The 22,599-nt window shown below is 62.3% G+C and carries 18 protein-coding genes; 13 read left to right on the top strand and 5 right to left on the bottom strand.

Annotated elements, in window-relative coordinates:
• Position 1 precedes the first annotated feature (1 nt).
• The 4 genes from speA to AO268_RS25100 form a co-directional block, all read right to left on the bottom strand.
• Positions 2 to 1,915, bottom strand: coding sequence for an arginine decarboxylase (gene speA, locus AO268_RS25115; RefSeq protein WP_076961494.1), 1,914 nt, complete (start codon positions 1,913 to 1,915; stop codon positions 2 to 4).
• Positions 1,916 to 2,111: 196 nt separating this feature from the next.
• Positions 2,112 to 2,483, bottom strand: coding sequence for a translation initiation factor Sui1 (locus AO268_RS25110; RefSeq protein WP_029297635.1), 372 nt, complete (start codon positions 2,481 to 2,483; stop codon positions 2,112 to 2,114).
• Positions 2,484 to 2,666: 183 nt separating this feature from the next.
• The gene (locus tag AO268_RS25105) at positions 2,667 to 3,203 is read right to left on the bottom strand and encodes an NUDIX hydrolase (protein ID WP_076961495.1); all 537 of its coding nucleotides are present in this window, start codon (positions 3,201 to 3,203) and stop codon (positions 2,667 to 2,669) included.
• A 3-nt stretch (positions 3,204 to 3,206) separates the two neighbouring features.
• Positions 3,207 to 4,274 (bottom strand): DUF2333 family protein, encoded by a 1,068-nt coding sequence (locus AO268_RS25100; RefSeq protein WP_076961496.1) that lies wholly within the window; start codon positions 4,272 to 4,274, stop codon positions 3,207 to 3,209.
• Between the two features lie 274 nt (positions 4,275 to 4,548).
• Between AO268_RS25100 and AO268_RS25095 the strand changes: the two genes are divergently transcribed.
• From AO268_RS25095 to AO268_RS25035, 13 genes are all read left to right on the top strand, one after another.
• Entirely contained in the window at positions 4,549 to 6,219 is a 1,671-nt protein-coding gene (locus tag AO268_RS25095) for a response regulator (protein ID WP_076961497.1), read from the top strand.
• A gap of 54 nt (positions 6,220 to 6,273) precedes the next feature.
• Positions 6,274 to 8,235, top strand: a complete 1,962-nt coding sequence (locus AO268_RS25090; RefSeq protein WP_076961498.1) for a methyl-accepting chemotaxis protein — start codon at positions 6,274 to 6,276, stop codon at positions 8,233 to 8,235.
• Between the two features lie 278 nt (positions 8,236 to 8,513).
• Positions 8,514 to 8,969: a type II 3-dehydroquinate dehydratase gene (aroQ, locus tag AO268_RS25085; protein ID WP_057437567.1), complete on the top strand. Its 456-nt coding sequence runs from the start codon at positions 8,514 to 8,516 to the stop codon at positions 8,967 to 8,969.
• A gap of 24 nt (positions 8,970 to 8,993) precedes the next feature.
• A complete protein-coding gene (accB, locus tag AO268_RS25080) occupies positions 8,994 to 9,458 on the top strand; it encodes an acetyl-CoA carboxylase biotin carboxyl carrier protein (RefSeq protein ID WP_076961499.1) in 465 nt (154 codons plus the stop codon).
• A 17-nt stretch (positions 9,459 to 9,475) separates the two neighbouring features.
• Positions 9,476 to 10,837, top strand: a complete 1,362-nt coding sequence (gene accC, locus AO268_RS25075) for an acetyl-CoA carboxylase biotin carboxylase subunit (RefSeq protein ID WP_076961500.1) — start codon at positions 9,476 to 9,478, stop codon at positions 10,835 to 10,837.
• Positions 10,838 to 11,110: 273 nt separating this feature from the next.
• Positions 11,111 to 11,989, top strand: coding sequence for a 50S ribosomal protein L11 methyltransferase (prmA, locus tag AO268_RS25070; protein WP_099170174.1), 879 nt, complete (start codon positions 11,111 to 11,113; stop codon positions 11,987 to 11,989).
• Between the two features lie 30 nt (positions 11,990 to 12,019).
• Positions 12,020 to 13,231, top strand: coding sequence for a DUF3426 domain-containing protein (locus AO268_RS25065; protein ID WP_099170173.1), 1,212 nt, complete (start codon positions 12,020 to 12,022; stop codon positions 13,229 to 13,231).
• Positions 13,232 to 13,417: 186 nt separating this feature from the next.
• A complete protein-coding gene (dusB, locus tag AO268_RS25060) occupies positions 13,418 to 14,431 on the top strand; it encodes a tRNA dihydrouridine synthase DusB (protein WP_076961503.1) in 1,014 nt (337 codons plus the stop codon).
• Positions 14,428 to 14,748, top strand: a complete 321-nt coding sequence (gene fis / locus AO268_RS25055; RefSeq protein ID WP_003186237.1) for a DNA-binding transcriptional regulator Fis — start codon at positions 14,428 to 14,430, stop codon at positions 14,746 to 14,748. The genes dusB and fis overlap by 4 nt, the downstream gene beginning before the upstream one ends.
• Positions 14,749 to 14,829: 81 nt before the next feature.
• Positions 14,830 to 16,437, top strand: a complete 1,608-nt coding sequence (purH, locus tag AO268_RS25050) for a bifunctional phosphoribosylaminoimidazolecarboxamide formyltransferase/IMP cyclohydrolase (protein WP_099170172.1) — start codon at positions 14,830 to 14,832, stop codon at positions 16,435 to 16,437.
• Positions 16,438 to 16,550: 113 nt separating this feature from the next.
• The gene (gene purD / locus AO268_RS25045) at positions 16,551 to 17,843 is read left to right on the top strand and encodes a phosphoribosylamine--glycine ligase (RefSeq protein ID WP_076961505.1); all 1,293 of its coding nucleotides are present in this window, start codon (positions 16,551 to 16,553) and stop codon (positions 17,841 to 17,843) included.
• Positions 17,844 to 17,946: 103 nt separating this feature from the next.
• Positions 17,947 to 20,724 carry a hybrid sensor histidine kinase/response regulator gene (locus AO268_RS25040; RefSeq protein WP_076961506.1) on the top strand — a complete coding sequence of 926 codons (2,778 nt, stop codon included), beginning with the start codon at positions 17,947 to 17,949 and terminating at the stop codon, positions 20,722 to 20,724.
• 219 nt (positions 20,725 to 20,943) lie between these two features.
• A complete protein-coding gene (locus tag AO268_RS25035; protein WP_003171467.1) occupies positions 20,944 to 21,540 on the top strand; it encodes a MarC family protein in 597 nt (198 codons plus the stop codon).
• Positions 21,541 to 21,548: 8 nt separating this feature from the next.
• Here AO268_RS25035 and AO268_RS25030 read toward each other — a convergent pair whose 3' ends face one another.
• Positions 21,549 to 22,331: a hypothetical protein gene (locus AO268_RS25030; protein WP_076961507.1), complete on the bottom strand. Its 783-nt coding sequence runs from the start codon at positions 22,329 to 22,331 to the stop codon at positions 21,549 to 21,551.
• Between the last annotated feature and the right edge of the window lie 268 nt (positions 22,332 to 22,599).

Genomic DNA, 22,599 nt, shown 5'->3' with positions numbered 1-22,599 from the left:
CTCAGGAAGACAGGTAAGACGAACGCGTCAGCCCCAGGCGCAACGCATCCAGGAACTGGGTACGCTCCGCCGCTGTGATCTTCGCGCTGGCGCACTTGTCGCGGTAGTGGGTCATCAACTCCTCCGGCGACAAGTGCACGTAGCGCAGCATGTCTTCGATGGTGTCGTGGGTCTCGATCCCGGCGCTGTACACCGAACCGTCTGCGCGCTGGTAGATGTTCACCGAGTCGGTGTCACCGAACAGGTTGTGCATGTCCCCGAGGATTTCCTGGTAGGCGCCCACCAGGAAGATCCCCAGCAGGTAGTCTTCGCCTTCGTTCAAACCATGCACCGGCAGGCTGGTCTCGATGCTTTGCTCGTCGACGTATTGCTTGATCTTGCCGTCGGAGTCGCAGGTCAGGTCTTGCAGTACCGCACGGCGCATCGGCTCTTCGTCGAGGCGATGCAGCGGCAGGATCGGCAGGACCTGGCCGATGGCCCAGGTGTCCGGCAGGCTCTGGAAGACCGAGAAGTTGCAGATGTACTTGTCGGCCAGCTTGTCGTTGAGCTCGTCCAGCACCTGGCGGTGCGAGCGCTGGCGGGCCTTGAGCGAGTTGTGCAGGCGGCGACACACGGCGAAGTAGCATTGTTCGGCCAGGGCCTTTTCCGCGAGGGTCAGCTTGCCGTCGGCGTACTGCGCGGCCACGTCGCTCATGTAGTGGGTGGCGCGCCAGTAGGTTTCGGTGACCATTTCAATGTCGGTCGGGCCCAGCAGGTCGACCAGCCATTGCACGGTTTCCGGCAGGCTTTCCTTGTTCTCGATCACCGGCACGTCGTCGTTGTGTTTCTCGACGTCGGTCACCTGCACCACCAGCATGGCGTGGTGGGCGGTCAGGGAGCGGCCGCTTTCGGAGAAGATGTTGGGGTGCGGCAGGTTCTGCGCGTCGCAGAATTCCTTGAGCATGCCCACCACGACGCCGGCGTAGTCATCCATGTCGTAGTTGATCGAGCTGGCATTGCGCGAGTGGGTGCCGTCGTAGTCCACGCCCAGGCCGCCGCCAACGTCGATGTGGTCCACCGGCAGGCCGAGGCTGCGCAGTTCGCCGTAGTAGCGGATGGCTTCCTTGAACCCGTGCTGGTAGTCCGCCAGGTTGGCGATCTGCGAGCCCATATGAAAGTGCAGCAGGCGGATGCCCTGGTCCAGGCCCGCAGCGCGGAAGCGCTCGACCACCGACAGCAACTGCGCTGCCGACAGGCCGAACTTGGACTTCTCGCCACCGGTGTCGGCCCACTTACTCGACGCCAGGGACGACAGGCGCACCCGCAGGCCGACCTGGGGCTTGACCTTGAGGTTGGCGGCTTCTTCGATCACCAGGCCCACTTCGGACTCTTTCTCGATCACGATAAACACGTTGTGGCCCAGCTTCTGGCCCATCAGCGCCAGGCGGATGAACTCACGGTCCTTGTAACCGTTGCAGACGATGGTGCCGCCTTTCGGCGCCAGGGCCAGCACGGCCAACAGTTCAGGCTTGGAGCCGGCCTCCAGGCCGATGGACACGTCCTGGGTGGCGATGATGTTCTCGATCACCGCTTCCTGCTGGTTGACCTTGATCGGGTAGAGCGCGGTGTATTTGCTCTGGTATTCCAGGCGTTCGATGTTCGCGTCGAAGGCACCGGTCAGCTGGCGCACGCGGTCTTGCAGGATATCCGGGAAGCGCACCAGCAGGGGCAGGGACAGGCCGCTTTTGCGCAGCTCGTCCACTTGCTCGTACAAATCGATGGGCGAACTGTTCGGGCCGTTCGGACGGACTTCAACGCGACCGGCATCATTGATCGCGAAATACCCGGCCCCCCAATGGCGAATCCCGTAAACACTGCGGCTGTCCGCAACTGTCCATTGGCTGCCATCGTCTTTGCGTGTGCGTCGTACGGACATCGAAGTCCCCTATATAAAGTCGAAGAGCGCCACCCAAGTTAGAGGCTGGCGCAGTCTAAAGAGTGAAAATGACGATTTGCCTGTGAGAGAGGTAGACCCCCCTTGCAGGACAGAGTTTAGACACCGGTCAGGAACAGGCTCTGTGAAACCATGGAGACGACGAGCGCGCTCGTCGGTGCGGGTTTCACAGAGGCTGCTAGCCGCCGGACTTCTTCGCCTTGTAACCGAGCTTGATCAACTCGGCCAACAGCAACTCGACGTGGTCGCCCTGGATTTCGATGATCCCGTCTTTCAGGGCGCCACCGGTGCCACAGCGCTTTTTCAGCACGGTGGCCAACTCCTTGAGTGGCTCGGCCGCCAGGGGCACGCCGGTGATGGTGGTCACCGTCTTGCCGCCACGGCCCTTGCTCTCGCGGCGTACGCGGGCAATACCGTCACCTTCGGGAATCAGGGTCTGTTTGCAGGTACAGGCGTCCACGGGCTGGCGACAGTCCGGGCAATGCCGACCTGCGTCGGTGGAAAACACCAGGCCACCAAGGGCGGCGAAGGATGCGGCTTTTTTGGCCACCGGCAATCCTCTTGGGAGGATGAAGACTGATCAGTGCCCGTCAACGGGATCACCGACCGCGAAGCCCCACTCAGGCAGGGGCAGCGCTACCGAACCGCCAAGGCGGTTCGGCTTGAAAAGTCGCGCAGTGTAACGGCAAAAAGCCTACTTGCTAAGAGCCAAATGGCGCCAATTTATGCAACTTTAGCGACGCGCCGCCAGATAGCGTTTTAAGGCGGCCAGGGAGTCGGGGCAATAGGACTTTTGCTCGATATCCTCCAGCACCGCCTCGATGGGCATAAAACGCGCCTCCAGCACCTCTTCGGGCTGCAATTGCAGCGGCCCGTCCCAGACCGCCGAGAACGCCGAGCACCAGAGCCGGTTGCCCGTGTCTTCGAAAAAGAAGTGGTCGTGGGCGGTCAGTTCCACGCCGCTGACGCCCAACTCTTCTGCCAGCTCGCGGGCGGCCGACTGCTCGTAGGTCTCGCCCGCCGCCACCATGCCGCCCGCCGCCACGTCCCAGTAACCGGGATAGATGGCTTTGCTCAGGGTGCGCCGATGCACGCACAGCTCACCCTTTGAGTTGAACAGCATGATGTAGGTGCCGCGCCCGATCAGCCCACGCTCGCGCAGGTCGGCACGCACCAGGGCGCCGAGCAGGTTGTCCTGCTCGTCGACCCAGGCAATGTGCTCGGCATCCGAGGCCGCGCGGTGCGCGACCTCCTTGGCGCTATCGACCATGGCTCAACCCTGGTTCAGCAGTTGACGCAAGTCGATCACTGCCGCGTTGGCACGGGAGATGTAGTTGGCCATTACCAGCGAGTGGTTGGCCAATACGCCGTAGCCGCTGCCATTGAGGATCATCGGGCTCCACAGGGTTTCCTGGGAGGCCTCCAGCTCACGAATGATCTGGCGCACGCTGACGGTGGCGTTTTTCTTGGCCAGCACGTCGGCAAAGTCGACTTCGATGGCGCGCAACAGGTGGGACAGGGCCCACGCCTGGCCGCGGGCTTCGTAGAACACGTTGTCGATCTGCATCCATGGGGTTTCCACCACTTCCTCATCGACCTGCGGCACTTCGCCCGGCGCCAGCGCTTCGGTTTTCAGCGCGGTGTTGAGCTTGACCCGGCCGACGCTGGCCGACAGGCGCTGCGACAACGAACCCAGGCGGGTGGCGACATCGCCCAGCCAGTTGTTCAGGTTATCGGCGCGGGCATAAAACAGGGCGCCCTTTTGATTGGGGTCGGACAGGCGTGCCTGATAGCGGTTCAGGGAGTTGATGCCTTCCTGGTACTCCGATTCGCTGGAAGGCAGCACCCAGCTCTTGTTATCGAAGTTGAAGCGCGGCTCGGCCTTGGCCAGGTCGGCATCTTCGGCCGATTGCGATTGCGAGCGGGCGAAGTCCTTGCGCAGGGCGCGGGTCAGGTCACGCACCTGCACCAGCACGCCATATTCCCAACTGGGCATGTTGTCCATCCACAACCCAGGCGGGAAGCGGTCGTTGGAAATGTAGCCCCCAGGCTTGTTGAGCAGGGTGCCCACCACGGTCTTGACGGTTTCGACGGTGGTAAAGCCGATCACCATTTGCTTGCCGTCTTTTTCGGCGGCCAGTTGTGCGTTTTGCTGGACCGGGAACAAGGCCGGCTCCTGGCTCCAATACCAACCCAGGCCACCGGTGACCAACAGGTAAATCACAACCAGGGTCAGCAGGGCCCGGCTCATCAGCAGATTACGAAAATAGCTGCGGGAGGCCGACGTGGGCGCAGGGCTTGGGCCTGGGGCGCTGCCTGCACGGTTTTTCCAGTCCAGCATGGCGGATATCCTTTCAGTCACTTGAGTTCAATAGCTACGACCACAACCCTACCCCATCGTGCCCGTCGGTGCGGGGCTTTTCATCAAGGTGGCGCAAAGCTGGCACTCAACTATAAAGGATGGGCGCTGATGCGCCTACGCGACCTAACGGTCAGCAAATGAATCCTTTGGACAGTGCAGTTAATTGACGTATGACACGCGTGCGAATGAAAAGAGGTGCTAGCATAGAGCCACCAGTCGACCTCAGCATGCACCCTTACCTAGTAGTCAGGATATGACCGAGCCAGAAGACCCAAGCCGTGAGCGTCTCAAGCAGCACTTTGCCCAGCGGGTAATTCATCAGGCGCGTCAAATTCTTGAGATCTGGCAGCGTTTGCAGCGCAGCGAATGGTCGAACGCCGAATTGAGCGAACTCAGCGAGGCCAATCTGCGCCTGCTACGGTTTGCCGAGCGTTTTGAACAACCCGAGCATGGCCAGTTGGCCCGGCACATCATCGAGTCGCTTAAAGCCGTGGACGAAAACCGCGGCCGCCTGAGCAGCCACCTGATCACCGACCTCAACCGCCTGATGCAGCGCCTGTCGCGCACCGGCCTGCGCCAGGGCGACCAACTGGACCAGACGTTCCTGCCGCCGATGCGCAAGCCCATCTACGTGATGCTGGCCGATCACGACCGCGCCGAACGCCTGGCCAAGCAGTTGGAATTCTTTGGCCTGAGCGCGCAATCCCTGGACAGTGTGGCCGCCTTCCGCGACGTCATGGCCGACCGCCTGCCGGCGGCGATTGTGATGGATGTGGACTTCTGCGGCGCCGGGCTGGGCCTGAAGCTGGCCGCCGAAGCCCAGGAAGGCCTGGAACAGAAACTGCCGCTGCTGTTCTTCAGCCTGCACGAAACCGACACCCCTACCCGCCTGGCCGCCGTGCGCGCCGGTGGCCAGGAGTTTTTGACCGGCACCCTGGAAGCCTCGAGCCTGCTGGAAAAAATCGAAGTGCTGACCTGCGTCGCCCAGTACGAGCCTTATAAAGTACTGATCATCGACGACTCCCGCGCCCAGGCCATGCACACCGAGCGCCTGCTCAACAGTGCCGGGATCGTCACTCGCACCCTGATCGAGCCGATCCAGGCCATGGCCGAACTGGCGGACTTCCAGCCCGACCTGATCATCCTCGACATGTATATGCCGGCCTGCACCGGCACCGAGCTGGCCAAGGTGATCCGCCACAATGACCGCTATGTCAGCGTGCCGATCATCTACCTGTCGGCCGAAGACGACCTGGATAAACAACTGGACGCCATGAGCGAAGGCGGCGACGACTTCCTCACCAAGCCGATCAAGCCGCGCCACCTGATTACCACCGTGCGCAACCGCGCCGCCCGCGCCCGCCATCTCAAGGCGCGGATGGTGCGCGACAGCCTGACCGGCCTGTACAACCACACCCATATCCTGCAACTGCTGGAAGATTGCAGCTTCCGCTCGCGCCGCGAGAACAAGCCGCTGAGCTTTGCCATGCTCGACATTGACCACTTCAAGCGGGTCAACGACAGCCACGGCCACCCCATGGGCGACCGCGTGATCAAGAGCCTGGCGCTGTTTCTCAAGCAGCGCCTGCGCAAGACCGACTACATCGGCCGCTACGGCGGCGAAGAGTTCGCCATTGTCATGCCCGACACCGACCTGGACGCCGCCTGCAAAGTGCTCGACGAAATCCGCGGGCGCTTTGCCGAAATCCATTACCCGGCCCAGCCCCAGGATTTGTGGTGCACCTTCAGCGCCGGCGTGGTCGAGCTGTGCGGCGGTTCCGACAGCCTGATGATGGCGGCCCAGGCCGACGAAGCGCTGTACCGCGCCAAGGATGCCGGGCGCAATCGCGTACACGCTGCGCGTGCATCAAAGCAAAGTGCCATCTTTTCACCGGACGCCACTGACTCCGTCATAACCTTGTAACCAAAGCGCAATAACTTCAGGCAACTATCCTTCCGCCGTTGGTTGAAACCACGCATGCGCCTGAAGCTGCTGACGAATCTGAACACCCTTCTGCTGGTCGCCGTTTGCCTGGCCCTGGGCGCTACGCTCTGGTGGTCGCAACGGGCCCTTGAGCGGCCCTACCTGCTGATGGAGCGCTACCTGGGCCTGTCCCAGGCCTTCCAGAACCAGACCGCGCGCAATATCGACGATTACCTGGCCAGCGGCGACGCCCTGCGCCTGAGCGCTGCCGGCCAGAGCCTGGAAACCCTGCTCCAGCACCTGGATGAGCTGCCGCCTGAGCTGACCCAACAGTTGCGCCCCGGCCTGCTGGACCTCGACGGCTTCAGCAAGACCGACCTGCTGGCCGCCGGCAAACTGGCCGGTGACCCACAAGCCCTGTTGCTGCAAGCCGAGCGGGAACTGGGGGCCAATCTGGAGCAACTGGGCCAGTACGCCATGGGCGTCAATTCATTGGACGCGGCGCGTTATCTGCCGCCGCTGCTCGCCGCCTCGCAGCATCTGGGCCGACTGTCCCTGGCGCGGGACAAACTGGTGAGCAGCGGGCGCAGTGAACTGGCCGACGATGTGGAGCGTGAACTGGCCACTATCCGCAGCCAGGCGGACGTGCTTGAACAGCTACCGCTGTTGGGCGTGACCGCCAGCAGTGCCTCCAACAGCGATGACTTTTCCGCCTTGATGGGCCTGGAAAGCAGTCAGACCACGGTGGCCGAGGACACCGGCGTGGGCCTCAAGCGCGAGCTCAACAGCCTGCTCACGCGCTACCCGGCAGAGCTTGCGCGGACCCGCGAGCAAATCCACAAACGCACCGAACTGGCCGCCGCGACTCATCTGAAAATCAACACCGTGCAGCAAGCCATCGCCGCGCTGGAGCCCGAAGTGCGTGCCCAGCACGCCCGGATCCAGGGCGAAGTACGGGTGATCCAGGGCGTGATGATCGGCCTGATCCTGCTGATCGCGCTGCTGATCGACACCCTGCAACGGCGCCTGGCGCGGGTGCTGACCGGCCTGGCGCCGGCCTTGTCGACCTGGGCCGAGGGCGACTTCAGCCAACAGATCGCCCTGGGGGCGACCAACCGCGAACTGCATGATATTGAAGCCTCGCTCAATCGCCTGCGGGCTTACCTGGTGAACCTGGTGGGCACTATTCGCGCCAATGCAGAAGAAGTGGCCGGCAGCAGCCGCGCCCTGGCCGAACTGAGTGGCGGCCTGCATGACGGCGCCGAACGCCAGGCCGGCGACACCGCGCAAATCCGCGATTCACTGGGGGAACTGGAAGCCACCATCCAACAGGTCGCCGGCGACGCCAGCCAGGCCGCCGGGGCCAGCCGCAGTGCTGGCGAGGCCGTGGAGCATGGCCAACGGGTGATCGGTTTGAGCCTGACCGGCCTGCACGCGCTGGTGGGCGAAGTGCAGGACAATGCGCAGATGATCGAAAAACTCGCCGAAGAGTCCGCCACCATTGGCAGCGTGCTCACGGTGATCCGCTCGATTGCCGACCAGACCAACCTGCTGGCGCTCAACGCCGCCATCGAGGCCGCCCGCGCCGGTGAAGCCGGGCGCGGGTTTGCGGTGGTCGCCGACGAAGTACGCTCCCTGGCCCAGCGCACGGCCGGCGCCACCGCCGAGATCCAGACCCTGATCGCCGGCCTGCAAACCGCCGCCCGACAATCGGTGGACGGCATGCGCGCCCAGGTCGAACACGCCGAAGCCACCGCCCAGCAAGCCCAGGCGGCCGACGGCGCGCTGGATGAAATCGTCGGCGCGATCCAGACCATCTCCGACACAGCCATCCGTATCGCCGACGTAACGGCCCAGCAGAGCGGCGCGGTCAGTGAAATCCGCGATAACAGCGAGCGCATCCACCAGTTGGGCGAGGACAATCTGTTGCGCATTGGCCAGGGCCGCAGCCAGGGCGAGCATCTGCTGGTGCTCGGCGGGCAGCTCAATACCGCCGTGCAGGCCTTCCGCGTCTGATCGTTCCCACGTTCCGCTTGATCGTTCCCACGCTCCGCGTGGGAATGCATCCAGTGACACTCTGTGTCACGACGTTAAGGCGGGACGCGGAGCGTCCGGGGCAGCATTCCCACGCGGAGCGTGGGAACGATCAATGACCGGATCGCGCACCTCAGTCACATACTTTGCGCAATCCTCGCTAATCGTGCTGGCTATTGCAGAGAACTGGACAGTCACAAAGGCTTTGCGGCATAGTCGCCGGGTTCTGGCGTACCCACCTCCAATAACAAGGAACAGCGATGGCGACCTTACTGGTTCTGCACGGACCCAACCTGAACCTGCTCGGCACCCGCGAACCGGGTGTGTACGGTGCAGTCACCCTCGAACAGATCAACCTCGATCTGGAGCGACGGGCCCGTGAAGCCGGCCACCATCTGCTCTACCTGCAAAGCAATGCCGAGTATGAATTGATTGATCGGATTCACGCCGCGCGCAGCGAAGGCGTGGACTTTATCCTGATCAATCCCGCCGCTTTTACGCACACAAGCGTTGCATTACGTGACGCGTTGCTGGCGGTGAGCATCCCATTCATCGAAGTGCATTTATCGAACGTGCATAAACGCGAAGCTTTCCGCCATCACTCTTACTTCTCCGACGTAGCGGTAGGAGTGATCTGCGGCCTTGGCGCCAGCGGTTACCGACTGGCCCTGGAGGCCGCCCTGGAACACATTGAAGAACAGGCTAAACGCCCCTGACCGACCCTTGGGAGTTGATGATTCATGGATATCCGTAAAGTTAAGAAACTGATCGAACTGCTGGAAGAATCCGGTATCGACGAGCTGGAAATCAAGGAAGGCGAAGAGTCCGTACGGATCAGCCGCCACAGCAAGACCCCGGCCCAACAGTTCTACGCGCCACAGATGCAAGCGCCGGCGCCTGCCGCTGCTGCTCCGGTCGCCGCACCTGCTGCCGCCGCAGCGCCTGCTGCACCGGCCGCGCCAGTGCTCAACGGTTTCGTGGTCAAGTCGCCAATGGTCGGTACCTTCTACCGCACCCCAGCACCGACCTCGCCAGCCTTCGTTGAAGTGGGCAAGACCGTGAAAGTGGGCGACACCATCTGCATCGTGGAAGCGATGAAAATGATGAACCACATCACGGCCGAAAAAGCCGGCGTCATCGAATCCATCCTGGTAGAAAACGGTCAGCCGGTTGAGTACGACCAGCCGCTGTTCACCATCGTTTGAACCGCGGAGCGCCTTCGATGTTGAAACCTGCGAAGAAACTGCAAAAAGTCCTGATCGCCAACCGCGGCGAGATCGCGCTGCGGATCCTGCGCGCCTGTAAGGAAGAGGGCATCAAGACCGTCGCTGTTTACTCGACGGCCGATACCGAACTGATGCACGTGAAACTGGCGGACGAAAGCATCTGCATCGGCCCGCCACTGGCCACGAACTCGTACCTGAAGGTCTCGAACATCATCGCCGCGGCTGAAGTGACTGGCGCTGATGGCATCCACCCTGGCTATGGCTTCCTCGCGGAAAACGCCGATTTCGCCGAACAGGTGGAAAAATCCGGCTTCGCCTTCATCGGCCCGAAAGCCGAGACCATTCGCCTGATGGGCGACAAGGTATCGGCCAAGGACGCCATGATCGCCGCCGGCGTGCCAACCGTACCAGGTTCCGACGGCCCGCTGCCGGAAGACGAGGAAACCGCCCTGCGCATCGGTCGCGAAGTCGGTTACCCGGTGATCATCAAGGCCGCCGGCGGTGGTGGTGGTCGCGGCATGCGCGTGGTGCACAAGGAAGAAGAGCTGATCGAAGCCGCCAAGCAGACGCGCTCCGAAGCCGCTGCCTGGTTTGGCAACCCGATGGTCTACCTGGAAAAATACCTGACCAACCCACGTCACGTGGAAGTCCAGGTACTGTCCGACGGCCAGGGCCACGCCATCCACCTGGGCGACCGCGATTGCTCGCTGCAACGCCGTCACCAGAAGGTCCTGGAAGAAGCACCGGCACCGGGCCTGGATGAAAAGGCACGCCAGGAAGTCCTGGCACGCTGCGTCAAGGCTTGCATCGACATCAACTACCGTGGCGCCGGGACCTTCGAGTTCCTCTACGAGAACGGCCGCTTCTACTTCATCGAGATGAACACTCGTGTGCAGGTAGAGCACCCGGTGTCGGAGATGGTCACCGGTATCGACATCGTCAAGGAGATGCTCAGCATCGCCGCTGGCAACAAGCTGTCGTTTACCCAGGACGACGTGAAGATGCACGGCCACTCCCTGGAGTGCCGGATCAACGCCGAAGACCCGAAGACCTTTATCCCAAGCCCTGGCCTGGTCAAGCATTTCCATGCGCCCGGCGGCAACGGCGTACGTGTGGATTCGCACCTGTACAGCGGCTACAAGGTTCCGTCCAACTACGACTCGCTGATCGGCAAGCTGATCACCTGGGGCGCCACCCGCGACGAGGCCATGGCCCGTATGCGCAACGCCCTGGACGAAATCGTGGTCGACGGCATCAAGACCAACATCCCTCTGCATCGGGATCTGGTTCGTGATGAAGGCTTCTGCGAAGGCGGTGTGAACATTCACTACCTGGAACACAAGCTGGCCAACCAGTAAGTTCGTGCTCCACCCACAAAACCGCCTTCGGGCGGTTTTGTCGTTTATGGACCCACAAGAACACCACAACCCCCTGTGGGAGCTGGCTTGCCTGCGATAGCGGTGGGCCAGGCACTGATGAGCAAGCTGACACCCCGCCATCGCAGGCAAGCCTGCTCCCACATTTGGCCCCCGTGCTGTCAGTGGTGTCGTCTTATCCTCGCCGCTCGCGTAAACTTGCGCCCTTTCGCAGCCCCACCCCGCTGCACACTCATTTTTTCAAAGGTGCCCGCCATGCCTTGGCTGCAAGTCCGTCTCGCCATCAGCCCAGAACAAGCCGAAACCTATGAAGACGCGTTCCTTGAAGTAGGCGCCGTGTCGGTGACCTTCATGGACGCCGAAGACCAGCCGATTTTCGAGCCTGAGCTGAACACCACACCCCTGTGGTCCCACACCCATTTGCTGGCGCTGTTTGAAGACGGCACCGACGCCAGCAGCGTGTTTGCCCATATGGAACTGCTGACCGGCGGCCCGCTGCCCGAGCACCATAGCGAAGTGATCGAAGACCAGGACTGGGAACGCAGCTGGATGGACAACTTCCAGCCCATGCGTTTCGGCCAACGCCTGTGGATCGTGCCAAGCTGGCATGCCGCTCCCGAGCCTGAGGCGGTCAACCTGCTGCTGGACCCGGGCCTGGCATTCGGCACCGGCACCCACCCGACCACCGCCCTGTGCCTGGAATGGCTCGACGGCCAGGACCTGCAAGACTGCAACGTGCTGGACTTCGGTTGCGGCTCGGGGATCCTGGCCATCGCCGCGCTGCTGCTGGGCGCCAGGCAAGCCGTCGGCACCGATATCGACGTCCAGGCCCTGGAAGCCTCCCGCGATAACGCCGGGCGCAACAACATTGCCGAAGGCAAATTCCCACTGTACCTGCCCGAGGATTTGCCCCAGGTGCAGGCCGACGTGCTGGTCGCCAATATCCTGGCCGGGCCGCTGGTCTCGCTGGCCCCGCAACTGTCGAGCCTGGTCAGGCCGGGTGGGCGCCTGGCGCTGTCGGGGATCCTCGCCGAACAGGGCGAAGAAGTCGCCGCCGCCTATGCCCGGGACTTCGACCTGGACCCCATCGCCAACCGCGATGGCTGGGTACGCATCAGCGGTCGTCGGCGCTAGAATGAGCGCCTGTATGAATCGGATGGCCGCATGACCGACAGTTTCGTCACCCAGTGCCCGCATTGCCAAACCCGTTTCCGCGCAAGCCATGCTCAATTGAGTGTGGCCCGTGGCGTGGTTCGCTGCGGCTCGTGCCTGCAAGTGTTCAATGCCGCCCGGCAACTGCTGGAGCAGCGTGCCCACGCGCCTGAAACGCCGGCCGCCGAAGCACCGCCACGCGCCATCAGCCAGAAACAGTGGGCCGCCGAAGAGCTGGACCTGGACCACCTGGACCTCGACGAAGAGCTGGCCAAGCTGGAGCGCCGGGAGATCCAACACACCCAGCCCCAGGGCAGCGACCGCCGCCAGGCCGGCGCAGACCGTCGGCAAAAAGACGAACCGATGAGCGCCAGCCGCGACACGGCCAAGGCTGAAGAAGAACAGTGGGCCGCCAGCCTGTTCAGCGAGCCGCCGGACGAACGGGCTGCGACAATCGCCCACGCCGAGGAAACCGCCGAGCCGGCCCCGGCCCCCGTGGGCAAACCCCAGCGCACCGAACCCTCGATGTCCTTCGACCTGCACGAGGTGGACGACGAGCCCACGGTGCATGCCGACGATACCCGTACCGCGCCCGAGCCGCTCATCGACAGCGAGCCGGACGCGCCCATCGAGCCCGAGCCACGCCGCAAGCGCACGCGCGCCACGGGCAACGCCCATGACGAGATGCTGCAAGACCTGGAAGACGATCCGCTGCACCTGTACAGCGGCAAACGTCCCGCCGGTTGGGGCCGCCGCCTGCTCTGGCTGACCCTGGCGCTGCTGGCCGCCGCCGCCCTCACCGGCCAGTACATTGCCTACCAGTTCGACGACCTGGCCCGCCAGGACAAATACCGGCCATGGTTCCAGGAACTGTGCCCGACACTGGGCTGCACCGTGCCATCACGGGTCGATATCGCCCACATCAAGAGCAGCAACCTGGTGGTGCGCAGCCATCCCGAGTTCGCCGGCGCCCTGGTGGTGGATGCCATCATCTATAACCGCGCCACGTTCTCCCAGCCGTTCCCCCTGCTGGAGCTGCGCTTTGCCGACCTCAATGGCCGGATGATCGCCAGCCGGCGCTTCAAGCCCGCCGAGTACCTGAGCGGCGAGCTGGCCGGCCAGACCGAGATGCCGTCCCAGACCCCGATCCATATCGCCCTGGACATTCTCGACCCAGGCCACAAAGCCGTGAACTACAGTCTCAGTTTCCACTCCCCCGAGTGATTGGCGGCGCGCATCAAGGTTCGGACGGCTGGGTATTGACTTGGCCGTCCACGACCAAACCGCTGGCAATAAGAAAATAACTGCTCAGATTTTATCCAATTCAGCCTTTAACCAGTCATCGAGAGCGGGTATCATGCCAACCCTTTTTCGAACTCTAATGATCCGGCCCCACAACAGGGAAGTCCTATGTCGGCGGTACGCATCGGCCCATATACATTGCCAAACGCTCTGATTCTCGCCCCGATGGCGGGTGTCACCGACCAGCCCTTTCGTCAGCTGTGCAAACGTTTGGGCGCAGGCCTTGTAGTCTCGGAAATGGTCACCAGCGACATGAGCTTGTGGAACACCCGCAAATCGCGGATGCGCATGATCCACGAAGGTGATCCCGAGCCACGCTCGGTACAGATCGCCGGTGGCGATGCGCAAATGCTGGCGGATGCGGCCCGGGCCAATGTGGAGCTGGGTGCACAGATAATTGATATCAACATGGGCTGCCCGGCCAAGAAGGTCTGCAACAAGGCCGCCGGTTCCGCCCTGTTGAAAGATGAGCAGTTGGTGGCCGAGATCCTGCACGCCGTGGTGGGTGCAGTGGATGTGCCGGTCACCCTGAAGATTCGCACCGGCTGGGACCGGGACAACAAGAACGGCCTGACGGTGGCGAAGATCGCCGAACAGGCAGGCATTACAGCGTTGGCGGTGCATGGCCGCACCCGCGCAGACCTTTATACCGGTGAAGCCGAATACGACACCATTGCTGCCATCAAGCAGGCGGTGTCGATTCCGGTCTTTGCCAACGGCGACATCGACTCGGCCGAGAAAGCCCGGCGCGTACTGCACGCAACCGGTGCCGATGGCCTGTTGATCGGCCGGGCTGCCCAGGGGCGGCCATGGATTTTTCGTGAGATCGAGCACTTTCTGCGTACTGGCGAAATCATGCCGGCACCGGCACTGTTCGAGGTGGAACGTATTCTGCTAGAGCATCTGGCCGCCCTGCACACCTTCTATGGAGACGTGATGGGCGTGCGCATTGCTCGCAAGCATGTGGGTTGGTATCTCGCAACCCTGCCCGGCGCCAGAGAGTTCCGTACCGGGTTCAATCGTTTGGATGAAACGCAAGCACAGGTCACCGCCGTTCGTGAGTTCTTTGCCGAACGAGACAAGAGCCTGAGAGCAGGGGACGGAGAAGGGGTGGCCGCATGACGATGATGACCGAGACTTTAGTGAGTGGAACAACACCCGTGAGCGACAACGTCAATTTGAAACAGCACCTCAACACGCCGAGCGAAGAAGGCCAGACCCTTCGCGGGAGCGTGGAGAAAGCGCTGCACAATTATTTCGCCCACCTTGAGGGCGCGGCCGTCACGGATGTGTACAACCTGGTGCTCTCCGAAGTCGAGGCGCCCCTGCTCGAAAGCGTGATGAACTACGTCAAGGGCAACCAGACCAAAGCCAGTGAGCTGCTGGGCCTGAACCGTGGGACCCTGCGCAAGAAGCTCAAGCAGTACGATTTGCTGTAAGCATTCAATCAAACCAGAAAGGCGCCCGCGTAAAACCGGTCGCCTTTTTTGCTGACTCCTTTGCTTTTGATGGAAATTGAGATGACCGACCAGACTACCCGCCTGCCGATCCGCCGCGCCTTGATCAGTGTTTCCGACAAGACCGGGATCCTCGAATTTGCCCGGGAGCTGGAAGCCCTGGGTGTGGAAATCCTCTCCACGGGCGGGACCTTCAAACTGCTGCAGGACAACGGCGTGGCCGCAGTAGAAGTCGCGGACTACACCGGTTTCGCAGAAATGATGGACGGTCGGGTCAAGACCCTGCACCCGAAAATCCACGGCGGCATCCTCGGCCGTCGCGGTATCGACGATGCCATCATGAGCGAGCACGGCATCAAGCCGATCGACCTGGTGGCCGTCAACCTCTACCCGTTTGAAGCCACCATCAACAAACCAGGTTGCGACCTGCCAACCGCGATCGAAAACATCGATATCGGCGGCCCGACCATGGTGCGCTCGGCCGCCAAGAACCACAAAGACGTGGCCATCGTAGTCAACGCCAGCGACTACGGCCAAGTGCTGGAAAACCTCAAGGCCGGGGGCCTGACCTACGCCCAGCGCTTCGACCTGATGCTCAAGGCCTTCGAGCACACGGCCGCCTATGACGGCATGATCGCCAACTATATGGGCACCGTGAACCAGGCCGCCGAAACACTCATCACTGAAGGCCGCAGCCAGTTCCCGCGCACCTTCAACAGCCAGTTCATCAAGGCCCAGGAAATGCGCTACGGCGAGAACCCGCACCAGAGCGCGGCGTTCTACGTGGAAGCCAAGCCGGCCGAAGTGGGGATCGCCACTGCGACCCAGCTGCAAGGCAAAGAGCTGTCCTACAACAACGTGGCCGATACCGACGCCGCGCTGGAATGCGTGAAAAGCTTCGTCAAGCCGGCCTGCGTGATCGTCAAGCACGCCAACCCGTGCGGCGTGGCCGTGAGCCCGGACGCTGAAGGCGGGATCCGCCAGGCCTACGAACTGGCCTACGCCACCGATACCGAATCGGCATTCGGCGGCATCATCGCCTTCAACCGCGAGCTGGACGCCGAGACCGCCAAGGCCATCGTCGAGCGTCAGTTCGTCGAAGTGATCATCGCGCCAAGCGTTAGCGAAGAGGCCCGTGCCATCGTTGCGGCCAAGGCCAATGTGCGCCTGCTGGCCTGTGGCGAGTGGTCGGCTGACCGCGCTGCGGCCTGGGACTACAAGCGTGTCAATGGCGGCTTGCTGGTACAGAGCCGCGATATCGGCATGATCGGCAGCCAAGACTTGAAAGTGGTCACCCAGCGCGCACCGACCGAGCAAGAGATCAACGACCTGATCTTCGCCTGGAAAGTGGCCAAGTACGTTAAATCCAACGCCATCGTCTACGCCAAGAACCGCCAGACCATCGGTGTCGGCGCCGGCCAGATGAGCCGCGTGAACTCGGCGCGTATCGCCGCGATCAAGGCCGAACACGCCGGCTTGCAGGTGGTGGGGTCGGTGATGGCATCGGATGCGTTCTTCCCGTTCCGTGATGGCCTGGACAACGCTGCAAAAGCAGGTGTGACGGCCGTGATCCAACCGGGTGGTTCGATGCGCGATGCCGAGGTGATCGCCGCGGCTGATGAAGCCGGCATAGCCATGGTCTTTACTGGCATGCGCCACTTCCGCCACTGATTGATCGCGCCCACGCTCCGCGTGGGCGCGCAGCCTGGGACGCAGAGCGTCCGTAGAGGCATTCCCACGCAGAGCGTGGGAACGATCAACTAACAGAATTTGAGGTTTTTGAAATGAATGTTTTGATCATTGGCAGCGGTGGCCGTGAACACGCTCTGGCCTGGAAAGTCGCCCAGGACCCACGCGTACAGAAAGTCTTCGTCGCCCCCGGCAACGCCGGCACCGCCATTGAAGCCAAGTGCGAAAACGTCGCCATCGACGTCTTGGCCCTGGAGCAACTGGCCGACTTTGCCGAGAAGAACGTGTCCCTGACCATCGTCGGCCCTGAAGTGCCGCTGGTGGCCGGTGTCGTGGACCTGTTCCGCAGCCGTGGCCTGGACTGCTTCGGTCCGACCGCCGGCGCGGCCCAGCTGGAAGGCTCCAAGGCGTTCACCAAGGATTTCCTGGCCCGCCACAAGATCCCGACCGCCGACTACCAGAACTTCACCGAGATCGAGCCGGCCCTGGCTTACCTGCGTGAAAAAGGCGCGCCCATCGTGATCAAGGCCGATGGCCTGGCCGCCGGCAAAGGCGTGATCGTGGCGATGACCCTGCAAGAAGCCGAAGACGCGGTGCGCGACATGCTCGCCGGCAACGCCTTCGGTGACGCCGGTTCGCGGGTGGTGATCGAAGAATTCCTCGACGGCGAAGAAGCCAGCTTCATCGTGATGGTCGACGGCAAGAACGTCTTGCCGATGGCCACCAGCCAAGACCACAAGCGCGTCGGCGACGGCGACACCGGCCCGAATACCGGCGGCATGGGGGCCTATTCCCCTGCCCCGGTGGTCACCGCCGACGTACACCAGCGTGTAATGGACCTGGTGATCTGGCCGACCGTGCGTGGCATGGCCGATGAAGGCAATGTCTACACCGGTTTCCTGTACGCAGGGCTGATGATCGACAAGGCCGGCAACCCGAAAGTCATCGAGTTCAACTGCCGCTTCGGCGACCCGGAAACCCAGCCGGTGATGCTGCGCCTGCAGTCGAGCCTGGTGCTGCTGGTGGAAGCCGCCCTGGCCCAGGCCCTGGACAAGGTCGAAGCCCAGTGGGACCCGCGCCCGAGCGTCGGCATCGTGCTGGCCGCCGGTGGCTACCCTGGCGACTACGCCAAGGGTGATGCGATCCAGGGCCTGGACGCAGCGGCCACCCTGGAAGGCAAGGTGTTCCATGCCGGGACCGCGCTCAAGGATGGCCAGGTAGTTACCGCAGGTGGCCGTGTGCTGTGCGCCACCGCCATGGGCGCCAGCGTCGATGCCGCCCAGCAGCAAGCCTACACGCTGGCCGCGAAGATCGACTGGCAGGGCTGTTTCTACCGCAAGGACATCGGCTACCGCGCCATTGCCCGTGAGCGGGGCGAAAATCAGTAAAACAGCTATCCGTTCGGCTAGGCAGGGGCCTTTTGCCCTTGCCGTCCGATTACGGTCCCGCGCATAGTTAACCCCGTGCATTAACCTACGAAGGGATTTCGCCGTGCGCTGGCTCAGGATCGCCATAGTTTTTACTGTCAGCCTGCTGACCCTGCTCTGTCTGTTGCCGGCCCAGGCCGTTGCCCAAGGCAGCGGCTGGGCCGTATTGCTGGATGAGCAGGCTGACCTGCAACTGAGCGACATTCGCTCCCCACGCTACACCAACCAATTCAGCCCCATCGAACTGGACCGGATCACCGCCGCCGAGCCCAATGGTGCGCTGTGGGTGCGCTTCAAGCTGCAACCCGGCAAGCACGAGCAAGTGCTGCGGGTCTTCGCGCCGGACCTGGCGCACCTCAATCTGTATGTGCTGGACGGCGACACGCTGATCGAGCAACTGAACACCGGCACCCGCCAGCCCCAGGCCGAACGCCCGCTGCCCAGCAGCGACTTCATGCTGCCCATGCCCCAGAGCCAGAAGCCCCTGGACGTGTATGTGCGCCTGGTCTCGGAGCATGAACTGCGGCCGTACCTGACCCTGGAACCGGCCGTGATGGCCGCCGCCAACCAGACCCAGACGCTGGTGTATGGCCTGCTGTTCGGCTGCCTGCTGATGCTGATCCTGCACAACCTCGCACGCTACGCCTACCATCGCTCGCGCAGCAGCCTGTGGCTGGCGGCCTGCGAAGTGTTGCTGTTACTCAGCCTGTTGCTGCTGCTCAACCTGCTGGGGCCGTGGCTGCCGGACTGGCACGCCATCCAGACCCCAGGCGCTTATATGGCCTTGCTGCTGACCGCGCCCTGCGGCTTGATGTTCGCCTACCGTTTCTTTGCGCCCCTGGGTCCGCACCCGCTGAACAAGCTGCTGATGGCGGATATCCTGTTGATCGTGCTGTGTGGCCTGTTGCTGTTGTTCGTCAACACCCTGCCGCTGAATATCATCACCTACGCCCTGGTGGCGTTGGCCGGCCTGAGCATGCTGTTTGTCTCGGCCTACCACTGGCAAAAAGGCTACCGGCCGGCGCGGCTGTTCATGCTCGCCATGCTGGTGTTCAACACCGGCACGCTGATTATCCTGCCGGCCCTGCTGGGCCTGACCCTGGTGGCCCCGCAAGGCCTGATCATCACCCTGCTGGCGGTGATCTGCCTCAGCGGCCTGTTGATGAGCCAGGCCCTGGGCGAGCGCCAGCGCAGCATTGTCGAGGATCGCTTCAGCCTCAGCCGCGACCTGGCCGCCAGCAACGCCGAAATCGCCGCCAAAGCCGAGTTCCTGGCAAAGATCAGCCATGAAATCCGCACGCCCATGAACGGCGTGCTGGGCATGACCGAGTTGCTGCTGGGCACGCCTTTGTCGGTCAAGCAGCGCGACTATGTGCAGACCATCCACAGCGCCGGCAATGAACTGCTGACGTTGATCAACGAGATTCTCGACATCTCCAAGCTCGAATCCGGGCAGATTGAACTCGATGATGTGCAGTTCGACCTCAATGCCCTGATCGAAGACTGCCTGAGTATTTTCCGCGCCAAGGCCGAGCAGCAGAACGTCGAGCTGATCAGCTTTATCCAGCCCCAGGTGCCACGGGTCATCAGTGGCGACCCGACGCGCCTGCGCCAGGCCCTGTTGAGCCTGCTGGAAAATGCCCTGCAAAAGACCGACGAAGGCGAAGTGCTGATCGTGGTGGCCCTGGATGAACGCAGCAGCAAACCGCGCCTGCGCATTGCCGTGCAAGACAGCGGCCTGCCGATGGAAGCCGCCGAGCGCGATGCCCTGCTGCACAGCGAACTGCACAGCAAGAACTTCCTCTCGGCCACCCGCCTGAGCGGCCACCTCGGCCTGGTGATCGCCCGCCAACTGATCCTGTTGATGAATGGCGAGTTCGGCATCAAGGCGGGCAGCCAGCAAGGCAGTACGCTATGGCTGACCTTGCCCCTGGACCCGGAGCGCCTGGAGCACCCGACTTCCGACCTCGACGGCCCGCTGCAAGGCGCACGGGTGCTGGTGGTGGACGACAACGACACCTGCCGCAAGGTGTTGGTGCAGCAATGCACCGCCTGGGGCCTGAATGTCAGCGCCGTGCCGTCGGGCAAGGAAGCCCTGGCCCTGCTGCGTACCAAGGCGCACCTGCGCGACTATTTCGATGTGGTGCTGCTGGACCAGAACATGCCCGGCATGACCGGCATGCAACTGGCGGCGAAGATCAAGGAAGACCCGAGCCTGAACCACGACATCCTGCTGATCATGCTCACCGGCATCAGCAACGCGCCGAGCAAGATCATCGCGCGCAACTGCGGGATCAAGCGCATCCTCGCCAAACCGGTGGCCGGCTACACCCTCAAGACCACCCTGGCCGACGAGTTGACCCAGCGCAGCAAAGGTGTGGTCCAGCCACGCCATGCCGCGCCGAACGTCCCCGTCGCCATTACCGTGCCCAGCGATTTCCGCATCCTGGTGGCCGAAGACAACAGCATCTCCACCAAAGTGATTCGCGGCATGCTCGGCAAGCTCAACCTGCAACCCGACACCGCCAGCAATGGCGAGGAAGCCTTGCTGGCGATGAAGGCCCAGCGCTACGACCTGGTATTGATGGACTGCGAAATGCCGATCCTCGATGGTTTCTCCGCAACCCAGCAATTGCGGGTCTGGGAAGTCAGTAACCAACGCACCCGCACGCCGGTGGTAGCACTGACCGCGCACATCCTCTCGGAACACAAGGAGCGCGCGCGCCAGGCCGGGATGGATGGGCACATGGCCAAGCCGGTGGAGCTGTCGCAACTGCGCGAGTTGGTGGAGTACTGGGTGACACAGCGTGAGCAGCCGACGGAGCAGGCGCATACGTCCTGAATCACCCACATCCCTGTGGGCTTGTGTGGGAGCTGGCTTGTGTGGGAGCTGGCTTGCCTGCGATAGCATCGCCTCGGTGTAACTGAAAAACCAGGGTGCCTGCATCGCAGGCAAGCCAGCTCCCACACAAGCCAGCTCCCACATTTGCTCGGTGTCGCTCTTTCGAGTCGCAGTCCTGATAAACTCCCCCTCGCCCTCCCTTCGCTGTGAGCTCCCGCCATGCTCCACGTGTTGTTCAGCGTTTATTTGAAGATGCTGGTGCTGTACAGCCCCTTCTTCGTCTTGTCCTGCTTTATCAGCCTGACCCGTGGCTATTCCAGCAAGGAACGCCGACGCCTGGCCTGGAAGGTCGCGCTGGCGACGCTGGTGTCGAGCGTGTTGCTCTACCTGTTCGGCCGGGTGATTTTCAGTGTGTTTGGCATCACTGTGGATGCCTTTCGCATCGGCGCCGGCAGCGTGCTGTTTATCTCCGCCCTGGGCATGGCCCAGGGCAAATCGGCAGTGCAGACTGACAATGTGCAGCAGGATGTGACCATCGTCCCGCTGACCATCCCCTTGACCGTCGGCCCCGGCACCATCGGCGCGCTGCTGGTGATGGGCGTCAGCCAGCCCCATTGGGATGACAAGCTCACCGCCATTCTCAGCATTGCCCTGGCCAGCCTGACCGTGGGCGTGGTGCTGTACCTGTCCAACCGCATCGAACGCATCCTCGGCGACCAAGGGCTGCAGATTGTCAGCCGCCTGATGGGGTTGTTCGTGTGCGCACTGGCGGCACAGATCATCTTTACCGGCGTACGCGGTTACCTGGTGCCCTGAGTCCCCGGTCAGATCCGATATTGGGCGATGGCCAGCAAGACCTTGTCGCCTGCACTCTCGCGCAGTTGCTTGAGCGTGGCATCGTTGACCGCTGCGGGATTGAGCATCAGGCAGGTCTGGCCGCTATAGGCTTCGACCGTGGAGCTGTCCCATTCGAGAAAAGGAATGCCCACTTTCTGGCTGACGCCGTGGGCGCTGTAGGTCACCAGCACCATCAACACTTCACCGTCGACCTCGGAACAGGACGCCAGGCCAAAGTCGCCACCTTCATGATTGACGACGTTGCGCTTGAACAGATCAAACGGTGCCGACAGCTGCTTCAAGGCCTCGAAAGCATCCGCCGCCAACTTGGGCAGCGCCATGGCCAGGGAACCGGAAAGGAACGTCGAGGCCACCGTGGACGTGATGATGTTCAACGCCGCCATCTGCACAGACAACCCCTTCACAGAGGTGGTGACCCGCTCGAAACTACTGCGTATCGGCAACCACCCCAGGCTGGTCATGACCTTGATGAACTCGTCGTACCAGGCCTGCGTGCCACGCGCCAGCTTCAGCACATCACTCACGTAGCTGCTGGCCAGCAGATAACTCTTGCGGGTGTACTCCTTGTTGAGACGGCTCATGCCCGCGACAAACGAAAACACACTGTTATTGATCACCGCGCCATTCAAGTCACCCTCGGCCTGGACCGGCCCTGGCGGACTTGACGGCTGCCTGGTCAGCGGCAGTCGGTAGGCCGCAATCAGCTTGTTCTTTTTTGCCATATTGATTCGTTTATGTTTGCGCTCCATAACTGTTTCTCCACTAAAACCCACACGGGCTTACAAGAAACACTAGTCGCCCGATTGAACTTTTTTCAGTAGGTACGCCGAGGGTTATTACGCTGTAGGAAGGTTCTACATATTCTAAAACCCCCGCAAACACTGGGGATCGGCGGGCACCGGATAACGGCTGTCTTACTTTCTGCAACTAAAAGAGAGGAACCGTTAAATGTGTTGCGAAATCGCGGGGCCGAATACAGAAATTTCCGTCAGATCGGTTTGAGCTTTTCGGACACAT

It is taken from the genome of Pseudomonas sp. ICMP 8385 (genome assembly GCF_002699915.1).
In the GTDB taxonomy this organism is placed as follows: Bacteria; Pseudomonadota; Gammaproteobacteria; order Pseudomonadales; family Pseudomonadaceae; genus Aquipseudomonas; species Aquipseudomonas gessardii.
The sequence above is the reverse complement of the archived record's forward strand: the minus strand, read 5'-3'. Positions and strand labels throughout refer to the sequence as shown.

Bases quoted from the DNA above. Each gene is read 5' to 3' on its own strand.
- speA (WP_076961494.1), bottom strand. From the start codon at position 1,915: ATGTCCGTACGACGCACACGCAAAGACGATGGCAGCCAATGGACAGTT.
- AO268_RS25105 (WP_076961495.1), bottom strand. From the start codon at position 3,203: ATGGTCGATAGCGCCAAGGAGGTCGCGCACCGCGCGGCCTCGGATGCC.
- AO268_RS25100 (WP_076961496.1), bottom strand. From the start codon at position 4,274: ATGCTGGACTGGAAAAACCGTGCAGGCAGCGCCCCAGGCCCAAGCCCT.
- AO268_RS25095 (WP_076961497.1), top strand. From the start codon at position 4,549: ATGACCGAGCCAGAAGACCCAAGCCGTGAGCGTCTCAAGCAGCACTTT.
- AO268_RS25090 (WP_076961498.1), top strand. From the start codon at position 6,274: ATGCGCCTGAAGCTGCTGACGAATCTGAACACCCTTCTGCTGGTCGCC.
- aroQ (WP_057437567.1), top strand. From the start codon at position 8,514: ATGGCGACCTTACTGGTTCTGCACGGACCCAACCTGAACCTGCTCGGC.
- accB (WP_076961499.1), top strand. From the start codon at position 8,994: ATGGATATCCGTAAAGTTAAGAAACTGATCGAACTGCTGGAAGAATCC.
- accC (WP_076961500.1), top strand. From the start codon at position 9,476: ATGTTGAAACCTGCGAAGAAACTGCAAAAAGTCCTGATCGCCAACCGC.
- prmA (WP_099170174.1), top strand. From the start codon at position 11,111: ATGCCTTGGCTGCAAGTCCGTCTCGCCATCAGCCCAGAACAAGCCGAA.
- AO268_RS25065 (WP_099170173.1), top strand. From the start codon at position 12,020: ATGACCGACAGTTTCGTCACCCAGTGCCCGCATTGCCAAACCCGTTTC.
- dusB (WP_076961503.1), top strand. From the start codon at position 13,418: ATGTCGGCGGTACGCATCGGCCCATATACATTGCCAAACGCTCTGATT.
- fis (WP_003186237.1), top strand. From the start codon at position 14,428: ATGACGATGATGACCGAGACTTTAGTGAGTGGAACAACACCCGTGAGC.
- purH (WP_099170172.1), top strand. From the start codon at position 14,830: ATGACCGACCAGACTACCCGCCTGCCGATCCGCCGCGCCTTGATCAGT.
- purD (WP_076961505.1), top strand. From the start codon at position 16,551: ATGAATGTTTTGATCATTGGCAGCGGTGGCCGTGAACACGCTCTGGCC.
- AO268_RS25035 (WP_003171467.1), top strand. From the start codon at position 20,944: ATGCTCCACGTGTTGTTCAGCGTTTATTTGAAGATGCTGGTGCTGTAC.
- AO268_RS25030 (WP_076961507.1), bottom strand. From the start codon at position 22,331: ATGGAGCGCAAACATAAACGAATCAATATGGCAAAAAAGAACAAGCTG.